Annotated in this window: 14 protein-coding genes; 2 read left to right on the top strand and 12 right to left on the bottom strand. The window is 68.8% G+C overall.

Annotated elements, in window-relative coordinates:
• Positions 1–19: 19 nt before the first annotated feature.
• From ACX12L_RS10765 to ACX12L_RS10740, 6 genes are all read right to left on the bottom strand, one after another.
• Entirely contained in the window at positions 20–1,363 is a 1,344-nt protein-coding gene (locus ACX12L_RS10765) for an NAD(P)/FAD-dependent oxidoreductase (protein ID WP_459262544.1), read from the bottom strand.
• A 50-nt stretch (positions 1,364–1,413) separates the two neighbouring features.
• Positions 1,414–2,556, bottom strand: a complete 1,143-nt coding sequence (locus ACX12L_RS10760) for an NAD(P)/FAD-dependent oxidoreductase (protein WP_459262543.1) — start codon at positions 2,554–2,556, stop codon at positions 1,414–1,416.
• A 26-nt stretch (positions 2,557–2,582) separates the two neighbouring features.
• Positions 2,583–3,206 carry a class I SAM-dependent methyltransferase gene (locus tag ACX12L_RS10755; RefSeq protein ID WP_459262542.1) on the bottom strand — a complete coding sequence of 208 codons (624 nt, stop codon included), beginning with the start codon at positions 3,204–3,206 and terminating at the stop codon, positions 2,583–2,585.
• Between the two features lie 70 nt (positions 3,207–3,276).
• Positions 3,277–4,719, bottom strand: coding sequence for a TolC family protein (locus ACX12L_RS10750; RefSeq protein ID WP_459262541.1), 1,443 nt, complete (start codon positions 4,717–4,719; stop codon positions 3,277–3,279).
• Positions 4,716–7,952, bottom strand: coding sequence for an efflux RND transporter permease subunit (locus ACX12L_RS10745; protein WP_459262540.1), 3,237 nt, complete (start codon positions 7,950–7,952; stop codon positions 4,716–4,718). The genes ACX12L_RS10750 and ACX12L_RS10745 overlap by 4 nt, the downstream gene beginning before the upstream one ends.
• 1 nt (position 7,953) lies before the next feature.
• Positions 7,954–8,994, bottom strand: coding sequence for an efflux RND transporter periplasmic adaptor subunit (locus ACX12L_RS10740; protein WP_459262539.1), 1,041 nt, complete (start codon positions 8,992–8,994; stop codon positions 7,954–7,956).
• Positions 8,995–9,098: 104 nt separating this feature from the next.
• Between ACX12L_RS10740 and ACX12L_RS10735 the strand changes: the two genes are divergently transcribed.
• A complete protein-coding gene (locus ACX12L_RS10735; protein ID WP_013519133.1) occupies positions 9,099–9,437 on the top strand; it encodes an ArsR/SmtB family transcription factor in 339 nt (112 codons plus the stop codon).
• 188 nt (positions 9,438–9,625) lie between these two features.
• Here the strand turns inward: ACX12L_RS10735 and ACX12L_RS10730 are convergent, their stop codons facing one another.
• From ACX12L_RS10730 to ACX12L_RS10715, 4 genes are read right to left on the bottom strand one after another with little or no spacing between them, the layout of a single operon-like run.
• The gene (locus ACX12L_RS10730) at positions 9,626–10,762 is read right to left on the bottom strand and encodes an acyl-CoA dehydrogenase family protein (RefSeq protein WP_459262538.1); all 1,137 of its coding nucleotides are present in this window, start codon (positions 10,760–10,762) and stop codon (positions 9,626–9,628) included.
• A 16-nt stretch (positions 10,763–10,778) separates the two neighbouring features.
• Positions 10,779–11,957 carry an acetyl-CoA C-acyltransferase gene (locus tag ACX12L_RS10725; protein ID WP_459262537.1) on the bottom strand — a complete coding sequence of 393 codons (1,179 nt, stop codon included), beginning with the start codon at positions 11,955–11,957 and terminating at the stop codon, positions 10,779–10,781.
• A 21-nt stretch (positions 11,958–11,978) separates the two neighbouring features.
• The gene (locus ACX12L_RS10720) at positions 11,979–12,746 is read right to left on the bottom strand and encodes a 3-hydroxyacyl-CoA dehydrogenase (protein WP_459262536.1); all 768 of its coding nucleotides are present in this window, start codon (positions 12,744–12,746) and stop codon (positions 11,979–11,981) included.
• Between the two features lie 13 nt (positions 12,747–12,759).
• Positions 12,760–14,424 (bottom strand): AMP-binding protein, encoded by a 1,665-nt coding sequence (locus ACX12L_RS10715; protein WP_459262535.1) that lies wholly within the window; start codon positions 14,422–14,424, stop codon positions 12,760–12,762.
• Here ACX12L_RS10715 and ACX12L_RS10710 point away from each other — a divergent pair.
• Positions 14,423–15,589 carry an AraC family transcriptional regulator gene (locus tag ACX12L_RS10710; protein ID WP_459262534.1) on the top strand — a complete coding sequence of 389 codons (1,167 nt, stop codon included), beginning with the start codon at positions 14,423–14,425 and terminating at the stop codon, positions 15,587–15,589. The genes ACX12L_RS10715 and ACX12L_RS10710 overlap by 2 nt on opposite strands.
• 392 nt (positions 15,590–15,981) lie before the next feature.
• Here the strand turns inward: ACX12L_RS10710 and ACX12L_RS10705 are convergent, their stop codons facing one another.
• Together ACX12L_RS10705 and ACX12L_RS10700 are read right to left on the bottom strand one after the other, a co-directional pair.
• Complete coding sequence (locus ACX12L_RS10705) at positions 15,982–16,341, bottom strand: hypothetical protein (protein ID WP_459262533.1); 360 nt, start codon at positions 16,339–16,341, stop codon at positions 15,982–15,984.
• Positions 16,342–16,554: 213 nt separating this feature from the next.
• Positions 16,555–17,166 (bottom strand): hypothetical protein, encoded by a 612-nt coding sequence (locus ACX12L_RS10700; protein WP_459262532.1) that lies wholly within the window; start codon positions 17,164–17,166, stop codon positions 16,555–16,557.
• Positions 17,167–17,315: the final 149 nt, after the last annotated feature.

The following is a 17,315-nucleotide window of genomic DNA, read 5'->3' as shown; positions in this document are numbered from 1 at the left end:
TGTCTCCTCGGGTTGTGTGTCAGACGCGGCCCTTGAGCACCGCCATGTAGGCGGGCTTGAGCATGCGCACCTTCATGAGCCAGGCGAAGTAGCTCTCCTGCAGCGGCTCGATCATGGGCAGCGACGGGATGAGCCTGCCCTCGTAGTCGAACTCGATGAGCATGGCCGAGCCCTCGCGCACGATCATGGGGCAGGAGGTGTAGCCGTCGAACTTCTGGCCCGGCTCGCGCCCGGCGACCACGTCCACGAGGTGCTGCGCGACCAGGGGCGCGCTCTTCTTCACCGTGGCGGCGGTCTTGCCGCGCGGCGTGCCGTTGATGTCGCCCAGGCCGAACACGTTCTTGTAGCGGCGGTGCTGCAGCGTGTCCTTGTCCACCTCCAGCCAGCCGCCGGCGGCCATGGGGCCGTCCTTCCAGGCCAGGTCGGAGTTCTTCACCGCGTCGGGCGCGCGCATGGGCGGCACCACGTGGATGAAGTCGTAGGGCACCTCGGTCGCCTCGCCCTCGGGGCTGGTGAAGGTGGCGCGGCGCGCGCCGATGTCGATGGCCTTGAGCTTCTGCGTGAACTGCACGTCCACGCCCAGCGCCTGCCAGCGTTCGAGCACGTTGTCGTTCACCGCCTTGACGCCGAACACGTTCTGCAGCGCCGAGTAGAACGTCACCCTGGAGTTCTGCAGCGTGCCCGCCTGGGCCAGCCGGTCGCGCACCATGAAGGTCATCTTGAGCGGCGCGCCCGCGCACTTGAGCGGCGTGGCGGGCAGCGTGAGCACGGCCTCGCCGCCCTTGGCGCGGAACTGGTCCATGGCCGCCCAGGTGGCCACGGCGGCGTCGGAGCCGGGGTAGACGCTGGCCAGGCCGTTGCTGCCGATGGCCTTGAGGTCCATGCCCTCGATCTGCGCCCAGTCCTGGTGCGTGCCCGTGGCCACCACGAGATAGTCGTAGGCGATGCGCCTGCCGCCCGTGGTGACCAGGGCGTTGGCGGCGGGGTCGAACTCGGCCACCATCTCCCTGACCCATTCGACGCCCGCGGGCTGCAGGTCGGCGTTGCGGTCGATCACCTTGCCCACGGGCCACACGCCGGTGGCCACCAGGGTGAAGCCGGGCTGGTAGTTGTGCACCTCCTTGGCGTCCACGATGGTGATGCGCGCGCCGTCCAGCATGGCGCTCAGCCGGTGCGCGATGGCGATGCCCGCCAGGCCGCTGCCCGCGATGACGATGTGCGCCTTGCTGGCCAGCCGGGCCGCCCGGGCGGGGCCCGGCTGCAGGCCCATGCCCAGGGCCGCGCCCGTGCCCGCGGCCGCGGCCAGCCAGGTGCGCCGCGATGCCACGGCACGCTGCGGTCGTGAAGATTCCATCTTTGTCATGCTTGCCTCCTGTAGGCCCGGTCGGGCGTTGTCATCGATTCGGGTGTTCGTCAGCCGCGGTACTGGCGCAGGTAGCGCGACTCGAAGGCGCGCTTGGCCCAGTGCATCGCCCGCGACGACGGTAGCATCAGGTGGCGCTGCGGCGTGCGCCAGACCAGGGTGCCCCGGTCCAGCGCGTCGATGATGCAGGCCAGCTCCGCCTTGAAGCCCGCCCGGGGCGTGCGCCCGGCCAGCGCGTCGACGAGGTTGGCCGCCGCCGCGCGCGCCTGCAGGTCGGCCATGTGCGCCTGCTTGGGCATCCATTCGGGTCCGGGGAAGCTGCCCGAGTCGCCGACCACGTAGGCGTGCTCCCAGCCTTCGATGCGGCATTGCGCGTCGGCCCGCAGCAGGCCGCCGGGCGAGCGCGGCAGCTCGGTGGCGTCGAACCAGGCGTTGCCCGTCATGCCGGGCATGAAGAGGATCAGGTCGGCCGCGATCTCGCCGCCTTCGGTGACGACCTTGCCGGCGTCGAAGCGCACCATCTTGTGGCCCAGGTGGGTGCGTATGCCGCGCCGCGCCATCTCGGCCAGCAGCTGCTGCACCGTCCTGGCGCCCAGGCGCGCGCCGGGCTCCTTGCTGGGGTTGAAGAACACGAGCTCGAAGCGCTCGCGCCGGCCCTCGCGGCGCAGCTGCGTGTCGATGCCGAAGAGGAACTCGAACATCGGCCCGCCGCGCACGGCCTGGGGCTCGTTCGGGTTGGCGGCGAAGCCCACGGCGATGGTGCCGCCCTCCATGGCGCGCAGGCGGTCGCGGATCCGCTCGGCGGCGGCGATGCCCTCGCAGGGGGTGATGGCGTGCTCTATGCCCGGCAGCTTCTTGATGAAGCGCCCGCCGGTGGCGATCACCAGGGCGTCGTTGCGCAGCTCGCCGGCGCTGGTCAGCACCGTGCGGCCGCCGTCCCGCAGGCCGGTCGCGTCGGCCGCCACGTGGCGCACGCGCATGCGCTCGAAGAAGGGCGCGAGCGGCACGATGAGCTGCTCCCGCGTGCGCAGGCCGCTGGGTATCCAGATGATGCCGGGCAGGTAGTGCAGCTCGGCGCGCGGCGAGACCAGCGTGATCTCGGCGCCGGCGTCGCGCCGGCGCAGTTCGCGCACGGTGGCCAGCGCCCCGAAGCCGGCGCCCAGGACCGTGATGCGGGCGGTGGTGGCGGTCATTGCGTTTCTCCTCGTTCAGAACGTGTTCATGAAAAGACCATGAACACGTTCTCAGGGGCCTGCGCCAGCCAGCGCAGCACATGGGCCGCGCCCTGGTGGCCCGGGCCTTCGTCGAGCTGCACCACGCCGTCCCAGGCCAGTTCCTCGCGCAGCAGGCCGGCGAAGTCGGCGCGCAGCTGCTGCGTGCTGTAGAGCATGTCCGCGTCCTTGGGGCCGCCGCTGGCGTAGGCGAGCTGCTGCGGCGTGAAGGCCTCCAGGACCAGCCAGCCGCCCGGGCGCAGCGCGGCGGCCAGGCGGCGGTGCGCGTCGGCACGGATGGCGGAGGGCAGGTGCACGTAGGTCAGCACCACGGCGTCGAAGCCGGCGGGCCCGGGCGTCCATTGCGCCAGATCGGCCAGCTCGGTGCGCAGCGGCACGCCTTGCTGCCGCGCCAGTTCCCGCGCCTTGGCCAGCCCCACGGCCGAGCCGTCGACGGACAGCACCTCGTGCCCCTGGGCGGCCAGCCACACGCCGTTGCGCCCCTCGCCATCGCCGGGCACCAGCACACGGCCGCCGGGGCGCAGGCGCGCGGCCTGCTCGCGCACGAAGGCGTTGGGGGCGGTGCCGTACTTGTAGCCCGGAATGTCGAAAGCCTGGTCCCAGAATGTCATTGGAATTGCCTGAAACGTATATGGGTGAAGCGCGAGCAGCTATTCATAAAAGAGCACCCGGTGCCGTGCCTCAGGGCGCGCGGGCCAGCGCCTGGCTGGCCTGGCGCAGCACGGCTTCGTCGAGCTGGCCGGCCAGCTGCGCCAGCTGCAGCCGGTGCAGCAGCAGCGCGCTGCGCGCCTGGGCCAGCGCCAGGCGCGTGGCGGCGGTGTCGTTGTCGGCGTGCAGCACGTCGAGCAGGGTGCGGTGGCCCACCTCGTAGCCGGTGCGCGTGGCGTCCTGGCGCGCCTGGGATGCGGCCAGCGCCTCCTGCAGCGCCTGCACGCGCAGGGCCCCGGCCTGCAGGCCCAGCCAGGCGGCGTGCACCTGGCGGCCGACCTGCTCGCGCGTGGCGTCCAGCTGCGCCTGGGCCTGGTTCCATTGCGCCAGGCTTTCCTCTTCCTTGGCCGAGCGGTAGCCGCCGGTGTACAGCGGCACGGTGAGCTGCACGCCCAGCATGGCGCGCGTGTCCTTGTTGCGCGCGCCGCCGCCGAAGTCGCCGCTGCCCGAGAGGCGGTCCTGCGCGGCCTGCGCGACCAGCTCCACCCGGGCGCTGGCGGCGGCGCGGTGCTTGTCGGCCTCGGCGCGGGCGACGTCGGCGGCGAGCTGCTGCAGGCGTATGCCGGGGTTGCCGGCGTCGGCCTGTTCCTGCCAGACAGTCAGCGCCTGTTGGTCGCGGGCCAGCGCCTGCACGGGGTCTGTCCAGGCGGCTGCGGGCAGGCGCGCGTCCAGGCCGGCCGGGGGCAGGCCGGTGGCGTCGGCGAGCTGGCGGCGCTTGACGTCCAGGTCGGCCTGCGCGGCCAGGCGCCGGGCCTCCAGGTTCGCGCGCTGCGCGCGCGCCTCGTGCACGGCGGTGATGGGGGCGGCGCCCATGTCGAAGCGGTCCTGCGCCTCGGTTTCGGCCTTCCGCACGGCGTCGAGCTGGCCGTCGAGCACGCTCAGCGCCTCCTGCGCCACGGCCAGGTCGAGGTAGCGCCGGGCCGTGCGCAGCATGGCGTCCTGCTGCGCGGCGCGCCACTGCCAGTCGCCCATGTCGGCCTGCAGCGCGAGCTGCTGCTGCTGGGCCCGGCGCTCGGGGTGGTACAGCGGCTGGCTGGCCTGCAGCGCGATGCGCGTGGCCGTGCCGCCGTGCACCGAGGTGCCGAAGTCCACGCCGTTGCTCCGCCCCATGCCGGGCGCGGAGAACTGCGCGCCGCGCATCTCGGTGTCGCTGCTGGCCACGCCGGCCGATGCCGTCATGGCCACGCCGGGGCGCCACAGCGCGGCGGCCTGGTCGCGCCGGGGCTGGGCTGCGCCGTGGGCGGCGCGCGCCACGGCCAGTTCGCGGTCGTGCTGCCAGGCGGCCTGCCAGGCCTCGATCAGGTCGGTGGCCCGGGCGGCGGGGGCGATGCACAGGCCCAGGGCAAGATACAAGCCCAAACGGGCCCTGGCGCCCATGTACCAAGCGCTTGCAGCTATTTTTTTGATAGTCTTCATTGCACCGCTCTCTGGCCGCGCACCCGGTCCACGTGGTGGCGGTAGGCCATGAAATACAGGACGGGGATGACCACCAGCGTGAGCACGGTGGAGACGGCGATGCCGAAGATCAGCGAGATCGCCAGGCCGTTGAAGATCGGGTCGTCCAGGATGAAGAACGCCCCCAGCATGGCCGCCAGGCCCGTGAGCATGATGGGCTGCGCGCGCGTGATGGCCGACTGCACGATGGCCTGCCGGAACTCCATGCCGGCCTGTACCTGCAGGCGTATGAAGTCCACGAGCAGGATGGAGTTGCGCACGATGATGCCGGCCAGGGCGATCATGCCGATCATGCTGGTGGCCGTGTACTGCGCGCCCAGGATGGCGTGGCCGGGCATCACGCCGATGATGGTCAGCGGTATCGGCGCCATGATGATCAGCGGCGTGAGGTACGAGCCGAAGTGCGCGACGACCAGCAGGTAGATCAGGATCAGCCCCACGCCGTAGGCCGCGCCCATGTCGCGGAAGGTCTCGTAGGTGATCTGCCATTCGCCGTCCCACTTGAGGCTGTAGCCACGGTAGGGGTCGCTGGGCAGGCGGATGAAATACTCCTCGATCCTGCCGCCGTCGGGCGCCGCGATGTCCGCGATCGCCGCACGCGCGGCGAACATGCCGTAGAGCGGGCTGTCTACCTTGCCCGCCATGTCGGCGACCACCAGGTTCACCGGCAGCAGGTCCTTGTGGTAGACGGGCTGCTCGCGCAGGGTGTCGGTGACGGTGACCAGCTCGCGGACCGGCACCGTGCCCCCCTGGCTGGTGCGCACGGGCAGCTGCAGCAGCGTATCCAGGCTGCCCTGCTGCTCGGCGGGCAGCTGCAGCAGCACGGGCGTGGGGTACTTGCTCGCATCGCGCAGCCAGGTCGCGCGCTCCCCGGCCAGGCCCGCGTGCAGGGCGGAGACGATGGAGGCCTGCTGCACGCCTATCAGCGCGGCCTTGCGCCGGTCCACCAGCAGGAGCTTGCGCGGCGCGTCGGCGATGGCGCTGTCGTCCAGGTCCACGATGCCCCCGGTTTCCTGCAGCACCGCGCGCACCTCTTTGGCCACCTGGCGGCGGCCCGCGGCGTCGGGGCCGTAGATCTCGGCGACGATGGGGGCGAGCACGGGCGGGCCGGGCGGCACCTCCACCACCTTCACGTTGGCGCCCAGCCTGCGGCCGATGTCCTGCAGGGCAGGGCGCACGCGCATGGCGATCGCGTGGCTCTGGTCCTTGCGCTCGTGCTTGTCCAGCAGGTTGACCTGCAGGTCGCCCACCTCGCCGCCGCTGCGCAGGTCGTACTGGCGCACCAGGCCGTTGAAGTTGATGGGGCCGGCCGTGCCCGCGTAGGCTTGGTAGTCGGTCACCTCGGGCACGGTGGCGAGGTAGGCGCCCAGCTCGTGCAGCACGGCGGCGGTCCTCTCGGGCGGCGTGCCCGCGGGCATGTCCACGATGACCTGGAACTCGCTCTTGTTGTCGAACGGCAGCATCTTGAGCTGCACCCAGCCCAGCACGGGCAGCACCAGCGAGATGGCGATCAGCCCCGCCACGGCCAGCCCCAGCAGGGCGCGGCTGCGCCGGCCGTGCCGCTCGTCGAGCAGCGGGCGGAAGATGCGCGTGAACACCGGCGCCAGCCTGGCGGCCAGGCCCGTGTGCGCCTGCGCCTGCCCGCCATGGCCTTTCATCCACAGCCGCGCCAGCCAGGGCGTGACGGTGAAGGCCACGGCCAGCGACAGCAGCATGCCCATGCTGGCGTTGATGGGGATGGGCGCCATGTACGGTCCCATGAGCCCGCTGACGAAGGCCATGGGCAGCAGCGCGGCGATCACGGTGAAGGTGGCCAGGATGGTCGGCCCGCCGACCTCGTCCACCGCGCCGGGTATGAGCTGCAGCAGCGTCTTTTCGGGGTGCAGCGCCTGGTGGCGGTGGATGTTCTCGACCACCACGATGGCGTCGTCCACCAGGATGCCGATGGAGAAGATCAGCGCGAACAGCGACACGCGGTTGAGCGTGAAGCCCCAGGCCCAGGAGGCGAACAGCGTGGCCGTCAGCGTCAGGCCCACTGCCACGCCGACGATCAGCGCCTCGCGCCGGCCCAGCGCGACGAACACCAGCGCGACCACGGAGGCGGTGGCGAACAGCAGTTTCTGGATGAGCTTTTGCGCCTTGTCGTTGGCCGTGGCGCCGTAGTCGCGCGTCTCGGCCACCTGCACGTCGGCAGGGATGACGGTGCCGCGCAGCTCGGCCGTGCGCTGCATCACCGCGCGCGCCACGTCGATCGCGTTGGCGCCCGCCTTCTTGGTGACCGCCAGCGTCACCGCCGGGTATTCGCTGGCCTGGCCGTCCTCGACCTGCGCATGCCAGACGTAGCGCGTCGCGGGCAGCGGGCCGTCCTCCACCCGGGCCACGTCCTTCAGGAACACCGGCTTGCCGCCGCGGTTGCCGACGACGATGTCGGCCACCTCCTGCGCATGCGCGAGGAACGGCCCGGCCTCGATGGACACCGACCGGTCGCCCGAGAGCAGCTCGCCCACGGGCAGCCCCTGGTTGGCCGACTGCAGGGCCTGGCGCAGCGCGTCCACGGTCACGCCGCTGCCGGCCATGCGCGCCGCGTCCAGCTCCACGCGCACGGCGCGGCCGGGGCCGCCCACCGTCGCCACGGTGCGCGTGCCGGGCACGCGCATCAGCTCGGCCTCCATGCTGTGCGCCACGCGCTCCAGCGCAAAGGCGCCCGTGTCCTGGTCGTGGCTGTACAGCGTCAGCGTGACCACGGGCACGTCGTCGATGCCCTTGGGGCGGATGATGGGCTCCATCGCGCCCAGTCCGCGCGGCAGCCAGTCGGCATTGCTGCGCAGCGTGTCGTGCAGGCGCACCAGGGCGTCGTTGCGGTGCACGCCCACCTTGAACTGCACCGTGAGCACCGCCACGCCGGGGCGCGAGACCGAGGTCACGTGCTTCACGCCCAGCATCTGCGACAGCACCTGCTCGGCCGGCGTGGCGATCATCTGCTCCACGTCCGCCACCGACGCGCCGGGGAAGGGCACGATCACGTTGGCCATGGTCACGTCGATCTGCGGCTCCTCCTCGCGCGGCGTGACCAGCACCGCGAACAGGCCCAGCAGCAGCGCCAGCAGCGCCAGCAGCGGCGTGATCTGCGCCGCCTGGAAGGCCTGGGCGATGCGGCCCGAGATGCCCAGGGAATGCTTGTTGCGGCCGTCCATGTCAGCGCACCTTGGCCGCGGCCTGGGGTTCGAGCGCCACCTGGTCGCCCGCGCGCAGCCCGCTCAGGACCTCCACCATCTCGCCCTGGGGCGGGCCCAGGCGCACCTGGCGCAGCTGCGGCTGCCCGTTGCCGCCGCGCACGTACACGCCCGTCATCTCGGCCCGGCGCACCACCGCCTTGGCGGGCACCAGCACGCGTGCGCCGGCATCCGCCGCGCCGCCCTGCCACCACAGGCGCGCGAACGAGCCGGGCAGGGCGCCCGGCAGGTCGGCAGGCAGCTGCACGCGCACCGGCACGGTGTGGCTCAGCGGGTCGGCCGTGGGCAGGACCTGGACCTGTGCGGCAGCAATATCCAGGCGCGTGTCCATCAGGCCGGGAAGCTCCACCTGCACGCCGCCGCCGGAGCGCAGGCGCTGCGCCTGCTCCTCGGCGAGTGACGCCGTCACGCGAAGCAGCGCGGGGTCGTACACCGACACCAGCGGCCTGCCCGGCATGGCCATGTCGCCCAGCGCAACGGGCACGCCGGCCACCACGCCGGCATAGGGCGCCCTGAGCACGTGCAGGCCCGACTGGGTCGCCGCCACGCCGGCCTGCGCCTGCAGCGCCTGCACCTGCGCCCGGGCCGCGCGCCACTGCGCCTCGGCGGCATCGAGCGCCGCCTGGCTGATGTAGCGCTTGGCGAACAGCTGCTTCTGGCGCTCGTACTCCTTGCCCGCGACCTGCAGGTTCGCCTGCGCCGCCGCCACCTGCGCCTGGCTGGCGGCCGCCCCCTGGCTGGCCATGCGCGCGTCGATGCGCAGCAGCTCCTGGCCCGCCCGCACCCGGTCGCCCGCCTTGACGTGCAGGGCGACGATGGCCCCCGCCACCTGCGCCGACAGCTGGGTGTCGCGCACGGCCTCCACCCTGGCGTCGCTGCTCAGCCAGCCGGCCTGGGTCGGCTGGACCGCGTGATAGGCCAGCGGCGCGGGCCCGGCGGCCTGAGCGGACGGCAGGCCCGAGAGGCCTGCGAGCACGGGAAGCAGCCAAAGGCGATGGCGCATGGGATCCTCTCCTGCAAGTTTTTTTGATTATTTAACCAATCAGCTAATTAGTCAATAATGTATCATGGCAGGCAAGCACCGCCGAATACCGCATGGAGCACGTGATGAAGGAATTGCCCCCCGAAGCCCTGGAGCAGGTCGCAGCCTATTTCCAGGTGCTGGCCGAACCCACGCGGCTGCGCATCCTCAACCTGCTGCGCCAGGGGGAACACAACGTGGGCGAACTGGCCCAGGCCTGCGGCTATACGGCGGCCAACATCTCGCGGCATCTGTCGCTGATGACCAAGCAGGGCATCGTCGCCCGCGAGGGGCGCGGCACCAGCGTGTACTACCGCCTGACGGACGAATCGGTGGATGCCCTGTGCGACCTGGTCTGTGGCAACATCGCGCGGCGGCTGGAGCAGGCGTCGGAGACGAACAGCGCCTTTCGGGCAAGGCTGTGAGCATGGGGCACCCCATGCCGATAGGGCTCGTCGAGCAAACTGCACATGACAGGGCAGGCGGGCGATGGCCCCGAGGGGCGCAACCCCATCGAGGCCATGGCGCCTATGAAGGGCGGGAAGTGGCGCTGGCGCGCGGCTTCATCCCCGCTTATGAAGCCGACAAATAATCGGTTGATTTAGAAATCGAATCAGTCGGCAATGAGCGCCCGGGCGATCACCATGCGCTGGATGTCGGACGCGCCTTCGTAGATCTGGCTGACGCGCACGTCGCGGTAGATGCGCTCCACCGGGAAGTCGCTGACGTAGCCGTAGCCGCCATGGATCTGGATGGCGTCGGAACACACCCGCTCGGCCATTTCCGAGGCGAACAGCTTGGCCATCGACGCTTCCTTCAGGCACGGCCTGGCGGCGTCCTTGAGCGTGGCGGCGTGCAGCACGAGCTGGCGTGCGGCCTCGATCTGCGTGGCCATGTTGGCGAGCCGGAAGGCGACCGCCTGGTGCTCGACGATGGGCACGCCGAAGGCTTCGCGCTCCTTGGCGTATTTGAGCGCCGCCTCCAGCGCGGCGCGCGCCATGCCCACCGACTGTGCGGCGATGCCGATGCGCCCGGCCTCCAGGTTGGACAGGGCGATCTTGTAGCCTTCGCCTTCCTTGCCCAGCAGGTGGTCGGCCGGGATGCGGCAGTTCTCGAACAGGATCTGCGCCGTGTCCGAGGCGTGCTGGCCCATCTTGTCCTCGATGCGCGCCACCTGGTAGCCGGGCGTGTCGGTGGGCACCAGGAAGGCCGAGATGCCCTTCTTGCCCGCCTGCCTGTCGGTCACGGCGAAGACGATCGCCAGTTGCGCATTCTTGCCGGTGGTGATGAACTGCTTGACGCCGTTCAGCACCCAGGCGTCGCCGTCGCGCACGGCCGTGGTGCGGATGGCGGAGGCGTCAGAGCCCACGTGCGGCTCGGTCAGGCAGAAGCAGCCCAGCCATTCGCCGCTGGCCAGGCGCGTCAGGTATTTGTCCTTCTGCGCATCGCTGCCGTAGTTCATGGTGATGCCGCAGGCCAGCGAGTTCTGCACGCTGACGATGCTGGACGTGGCGCCGTCGCCGACCGCGACCTCCTCGATCGCCAGCGCCAGCGACACATAGTCCAGCTCGGCGCCGCCCCAGCGCTCGGGCACGACCATGCCGAGCACGCCCAGTTCGCCCAATTCCTTCAGCGCCTGCCGGGGGAAGGTGTGCTGCTTGTCCCACTCGGCGGCAAAGGGCGCCAGGCGCTCGCCGGCGAACTGGCGCAGCGCGTCGCGGATCATTTCCTGTTCTTGCGTGAAGATCATTTTTGTCGCTCCTCGCTTACAGGACTTCGAGGGCCACGGCCGTGGCCTCGCCGCCGCCGATGCACAGGCTGGCGATGCCGCGCTTGCCGCCGCGCTGGCGCAGGGCATGGATCAGCGTGACGATGATGCGCGCGCCGGTGGCGCCGATCGGGTGGCCCAGGGCGCAGGCGCCGCCGTTCACGTTCACCTTGTCGTGCGGCAGGCCGAGCGCGTCCATGGCCAGCAGCGTGACGACCGCGAAGGCCTCGTTGATCTCGAACAGGTCCACGTCGCCCACGCTCCAGCCGGTCCTGGCCAGCACGTTGCGGATCGCGGTGGCGGGGGCGGTGGTGAACTGGCCCGGCGCCTGCGCGTGGCTGGCATGGGCGTGGATGCGCGCCAGCGGCGCCAGGCCGCGGCGCTCAGCCTCCGATGCGCGCATCAGCACCAGCGCGGCTGCGCCGTCGGAGATCGACGAGGCGTTGGCCGGGGTCACCGTGCCGTCCTTGCGGAAGGCGGCCTTCAGTTGCGGGATCTTCGCCGCGTCGCACTTGCCGGGCGTTTCATCGTCCGCCAGCACGACCTCGCCCTTGCGGCCGGTGATCTTGACCGGGGCGATTTCGGCGCGGAAGGCGCCGCTGCCGACCGCGTGCTGGGCGCGGCGCACCGATTCGACGGCGTAGGCGTCCTGGCGCTCGCGCGCGATGCCGTGCTCCTGCGCCGACAGGTCGGCGTAGTAGCCCATGAGCTTGCCCTCGTAGGCGTCTTCCAGCCCGTCGAGGAACATGTGGTCGAAGATCTGGTCATGGCCCAGGCGGTAGCCCTGGCGCGCCTTGGGGAGCACGTAGGGGGCGTTGGTCATCGACTCCATGCCGCCGGCCAGGCCCACCTTGCAGGTGCCGGCGAGCAGCAGGTCGTGCACCAGCATGGTGGCCTTCATGCCCGAACCGCACATCTTGGTGAGGGTGGTGGACGGCACCGCGGGCGACAGGCCCGCGCCCAGCACCGCTTGGCGGGCGGGCGCCTGCTTCAGGCCCGCATACAGGCAGCAGCCCAGGATGGCTTCGTCGATGTCGGCAGCGTGCTGGCCGATGTCGGCGAGCACGCCGGCAATGGCGGCGCTGCCCAGTTGCGGGGCGGTGACGGCGGCGAACTGCCCCTGGAAGGCGCCGATGGGGGTGCGCCGTGCGGCGACGATGACGATGGGATCGGTCATGAAATTCTCCTGTGATCGTTTTTATTTGGCGCCCATGCGGATGGCGCCGTCGAGGCGGATGACTTCGCCATTCAGGTAGGGGTTGCCGACGATGTGGCGCACCAGGCCGGCGAATTCGGCGGGCTTGCCCAGGCGCGAGGGGAAGGGCACCATCTTGCCCAGCGAGTCCTGCACCTCCTGCGGCATGCCCAGCAGCATGGGCGTTTCCATGATGCCGGGGGCGATGGTCATGACGCGGATGCCGAAGCGGCTCAATTCGCGCGCGACCGGCAGGGCCATGGCCACGACGCCGCCCTTGGAGGCGGCGTAGGCGGCCTGGCCGACCTGGCCGTCGAAGGCCGCCACGGAGGCGGTGTTGACGATCACGCCGCGCTCGCCGTCGGCGCTCGGCGCGTTGGCCGACATGGCATCGGCCGCCAGCCGCAGCATGTTGAAGGCGCCCACCAGGTTCACCTGGATGGCCTTGCCGAAGCTCGCGAGGCGATGCGGCCCCTCCTTGCCGAGCACCTTTTCGGCCGGCGCGATGCCGGCGCAGTTGACCAGGCCATGCAGCGCGCCGAACGTGTCGCACGCCAGATTCACGGCGGCGCGCGCGCTGGCCTCGTCGGCCACGTCGGTGGCGGCAAAGCGCGCCTTGGCACCCAGCTCGGCGGCCAGGGCCTTGCCCGCTGGCTCGTTCAAGTCGGCGATGACGACGTTGCCGCCGGCGTTTGCGAGCATGCGCACGGTGGCCGCGCCCAGGCCGGAGGCGCCGCCGGTGACCAGGAAAGTATGGTTTTCGATCATCATGGTGGCGCATTCCTTATTGGTTGCCGGCCGCCTGCTGCTGGCGCAGTAGAAAGCGCTGGATCTTGCCGCTGGGGGTCTTGGGCAGTTCGGTCACGAACTGGATCTCACGCGGATAGGCGTGCGCGGCAAGGCGGCGCTTGACCATCGCTTGCAATTCGTCGGCCAGGGCGTCGGATGGCTCATGGCCGGCGCGCAGCACCACGAAGGCCTTGACGATCTCGGTGCGCTCGGGGTCGGGCTTGCCGATCACGGCGGTCTCTGCCACGGCCGGGTGCTCGATGAGGCAGCTTTCCACGTCGAAGGGCCCGATGCGGTAGCCCGACGAGGTGATGATGTCGTCGCCGCGGCCGACGAAGGCGATGGTGCCGTCGCTCGCCATCTCCACGGTGTCTCCGGTGAGGTAATACTTGCCGACGAAGCCCGCGGTTTCCTGGCGCCAGTAGCCGGGGAAGTAGTACAGCGGCGAGCTCTCGCGGTCCACCGCCAGCGTGCCCTGCGTGCCCACGGGCAGCTCGTTGCCAGCATCATCGACGACCACCAGGCGGTAGCCGGGGATCGGCAGGCCGGCGCTGCCCAGGCGCACCTCGTGCTTCAGCCCGTGGAAGTTGCACAGCACCATGCCGATCTCGGTCTGCCCGTAGTGGTCGTTGATCGGACAGTCCAGGTGCTCGCGGAACCAGCGGATGACTTCCGGGTTCAGCGGCTCGCCGGCGCTGCTGACCACGCGCAGCCGGCCGCGCAGGCGCCGGGTCACCTCATCGCCCGCGTTGATCAACAGGCGGTAGGCGGTGGGAGCGCCGGCCAGGTTGTCGATGCCGTACTTCTCGATCACGTGGCAGGTGCTGTCCACCGTGAAGTGGCCGTCGTAGAAGGTCGTGGCCTGGCCCAGCAGCAGCGGCCCGATGGCGGCGAAGTACAGGCCGTAGGCCCAGCCGGGGTCGGCGATGTTCCAGTAGTTGTCGCCGGGGCGCAGGTCCACCGCGTAGCGCATGTACATGTAAATCGCCATCAGCGCCTTGTGCGGCACGGCCACGCCCTTGGCGAGGCCGGTGGTGCCGGAGGTGAACAGCATCATGCAGGCGTCGTCGCCGGTGCGCAGCACGGGCGTGAAGGCGTTGCTCTGGCGGGTGATCTCGGCCTGGAAGTCGAAGTCGCCGGCGCGGGTGGCGGCCCCGGCACCGGCCACGGTGACCACCGGCGGGCAGCCCTTGACGTCGTCGAGCTTGGGGCGGTTGGTGGTGTCGGTGACGATCAGCTTGGCCTCGCTGGAGCCCACACGGTGCTCGATGGACTTGGAACCGAAGGCGGTGAAGAGCGGCTGATAAACGGCTCCGGCGCGCCAGACGCCCAGGATGACCACCAGCAGCTCGGGCGTGCGTGGCAGCAGGCCCGCGACGCGGTCGCCGGGCTGAACGCCCTGGCTGACCAGGAAGTTGGCAAAGCGCGAGGACAGGTCGCGCAGCTGCTCGAAGGTGTAGCTGGCGCTGCGGCCGTCCTGCGCCTCCCAGTTCAGCGCCACGCGGCCGGGCTGGGCGTGGCGGTCGCAGCACTCGATGGCGGCATTGATGCCGTTCTTGAAGTCGCCGGAAAACTCCTTGGCCAGGTTCTCCAGGCGGAAGTTCGCGACAAAGTCCTGATACGGGGGCAGGGTGCTGCCTTCGGTGGCGTTGGCGGCCATGGTCATCTCCTGTGAAATCGTGGTGACAGGTTCTGGGGATTCGCGCAGCAGTCTAGGGAGTTGGTCGCTGCTGTCCTACGCCCAAATCGGTCAAAATGGGTGGTGGCTTTTGCCACCTGAAGAACGGATGAAAAAGGGGACGATTTCGATCAGCTTTGTCGCCGAGGCCCTGGCCGAGGCCCGTCGCCGTGGACTGGATGTGGCGGCCTTGACGGCGCGCGCCGGCTTTTCCGCCGACCTCGTCGGAATGCCGCTGGCCCGGGTCTCGCCGCAGCAGTACGGGGCGTTGTGGCATGTCCTCGCCGCAGAGCTGGGCGACGAGTTCTTCGGCATGGACTCGCATCCGATGCGCCCGGGGAGTTTCGTCATCCTCTGCCACGCATTGCTCGATTGCCGGGACCTGCGCCACGCGCTCGAGCGGGCGCTGCGTTTCTTCTCGCTGGTGCTGGACGACGTGTCGGGTCATTTGAGTGTGGCCGATGGCCGGGCAGTCTTGACCCTCGTCGATCTAGCCCGGCCCGGGCGGCTTTTTGCCCACGGCACCCTGTTCGTGATCATCTACGGCCTGGCCTGCTGGCTGGTAGGGCGTCGCCTGCCGATCCTGGCCGCCTCTTTCCGTCAGATGGCGCCAGACCATGCCGCGGAATATCGTTTGATCTTTGGTGAATCGGTGGGGTTCGGACAGCCGGCGAGCAGCCTGGTCATGGACGCCGCCCATCTCGGCCTGCCGCTGGTCCGCGACGCGAGGGCGGCGCGGGAGTTCCTGCGCGAAGCGCCGGCCAACTTCCTGGTCAAGTTTCGCAACCAGAACGGGCCGGCGGCAATGGTGCGGACGCGGCTTTGCCGCATGCAGCCCGCCGAATGGCCGGACTTCGAGGTCCTGGCGGCCTCGATGCACTCGACACCTTCCACCCTGAGGCGTCATCTGGAGCAGGAAGGCTATTCCTACCAGGCCATAAAGGATGATCTACGCAGGGACTTGGCCATCAACTATCTCAGCAATTCCGAAATGGGGGTTTCGGATATCGCGCACGCACTGGGGTTTGCCGAACACAGTGCGTTTCATCGCGCGTTCCGCAAATGGACCGGGGCCAGTCCCGGTGCATATCGCCGCGGCGTATCGAAGCTTGTTGAGCCGCGGCGACCGTTTAAAAGCCTGGCCTGACAGTGGACATGGCCGAATCAAGGTCGTGCCCAAGCGCCGGGGCGGCGAGTGCAGCGTTGCATGTGTAGGGACCACAAAGTTTCGGTAACCCGTTGGCCAGAAAATCAACGACTTACGAAACTTCGCGTGTTTCTTCGCCTGGCGAAGCGCTTTTTCAAAAGTCTTTAAAAATCAATAGCTTGCGTTTGGCCCCGTGTGACGACCGTCAGACGGGGCCAAATTTTTGGTAACCAACACCCCAACGTCACCCCGCTTTAATTGGTGCCGTGTCACCGTAGCAGGCGATTGGTCCAACAGGGCCAGTCAAACCCCCCTCGTTTCACTGTTGGAAACGTCACCCGGGCGCCACTTCAGGACATAGATGACGGTTGTGTCCAGCTGGTAGCCCAGCATCAGAGGGCATCCCGCTCCGGCTGATTCTGCGTGGCGCGCTCGGGCAAATAGTCCTCACTGACCCCAGGGGGCCCCAAGAAGAAACTGTCCCAAACGTCGGGTAGCTCTGTGTGAGTTGGTTCGCTCATAGTGGGAATATCACTATCCAGAGCAGAGGGAAACTTTGAACTGACTTGAGCAGGCTTGGACCTTGATGCGCTTTTAAGTGAACGTCGGCGAGTCACTCTGTCGAACTCGGCGTGAAAAACGTTGGCAACCTCGTCCGGCAGTTCCAAGCTGACGCGAACGCCCATGCGCTGCAGCAAACTGAGCACCATACCCATTTGTACAGTGTCTTTGCCATTTTCGAGGTCTGTCATGAACTGCTTGCTCACACTTGCAGTGAGAGCAAAATCGTCGATGCGGATTCTGGCACGCTTACGCATCGTGCGAATCGCAACACCGGCGGACTGGACGGAAGTAAGAGGAATTATCAAAATATTCCTTCGATAGCAGGAATTGTGTCCACGAAATATTGGGCAGCGACTAAATTCCTGGGTTCGTAGGAATTTTTTTGATGCCGCTTACCAGGCCTACTCCTGCTGACCAATCGCGGTATTGCAGGCCTGCTGTGCGCCAGCCAATATCAAATTTGCTTCATCCTCTGGAACAAGCAGGTCAGCCCACCTAAATGGTCGGCTCCAGGCAAACGAGCCAACAGCCCCGCTCAGCAGCACCTTCACGCCGCGAATCAATGTGTCGAGCGGTTTTGTCGTCCGAGTCGCCAGCTTTCCAAGCGAGACCATCCCGGCCAAAGGCACATGTTCATCGAACTTGGCGAGCAGCTGTAAGTGGTATTCCATGACAACCCCCAGCTCGATGCGCCTGTCCGAGTTGTTTCTGGGATTCCACGATGGCAAACCGGTCTCGCCAGCATCATCAGCACCGAACAGGGGGATGCCGAGCAACATAGCCAGTTCAGCGGGAGTCAGCAGACCGTCGCTCAAAAACCGCTGGGCCCCGAGTAGTTCATCAATGTCGAAGGCCTCACCCATAGCTGGAATGGCAATTTTTCTGGCTTTGATGAGTGCGTGGACGGTGGGCCCACTGACGCCCAGAAAATCCGCAACGGCTTCGTTTGAATAGAACGACGGTGGACGTCCTTGGAAAACTTCATGCCCCGGTGGTTCATCGCTGAACGGCATTGAGGACGACAACGCCTCGGCCTGTCACCGACCGGCATATTGGATCCACTCCATGATCGGCATATAGGCGCCACCCGCTGACCGGCGTAATGGAGCCAGGGCGTGATCGCCGTATTGGAGCCAGTCTCGGATCGGCGTAATGAGGCCAC

The sequence above is a fragment of the Alicycliphilus sp. T452 genome, from assembly GCF_054512775.1.
Note: the sequence above shows the minus strand (reverse complement) of the source record. Positions and strands in the feature narration are given on the sequence as shown.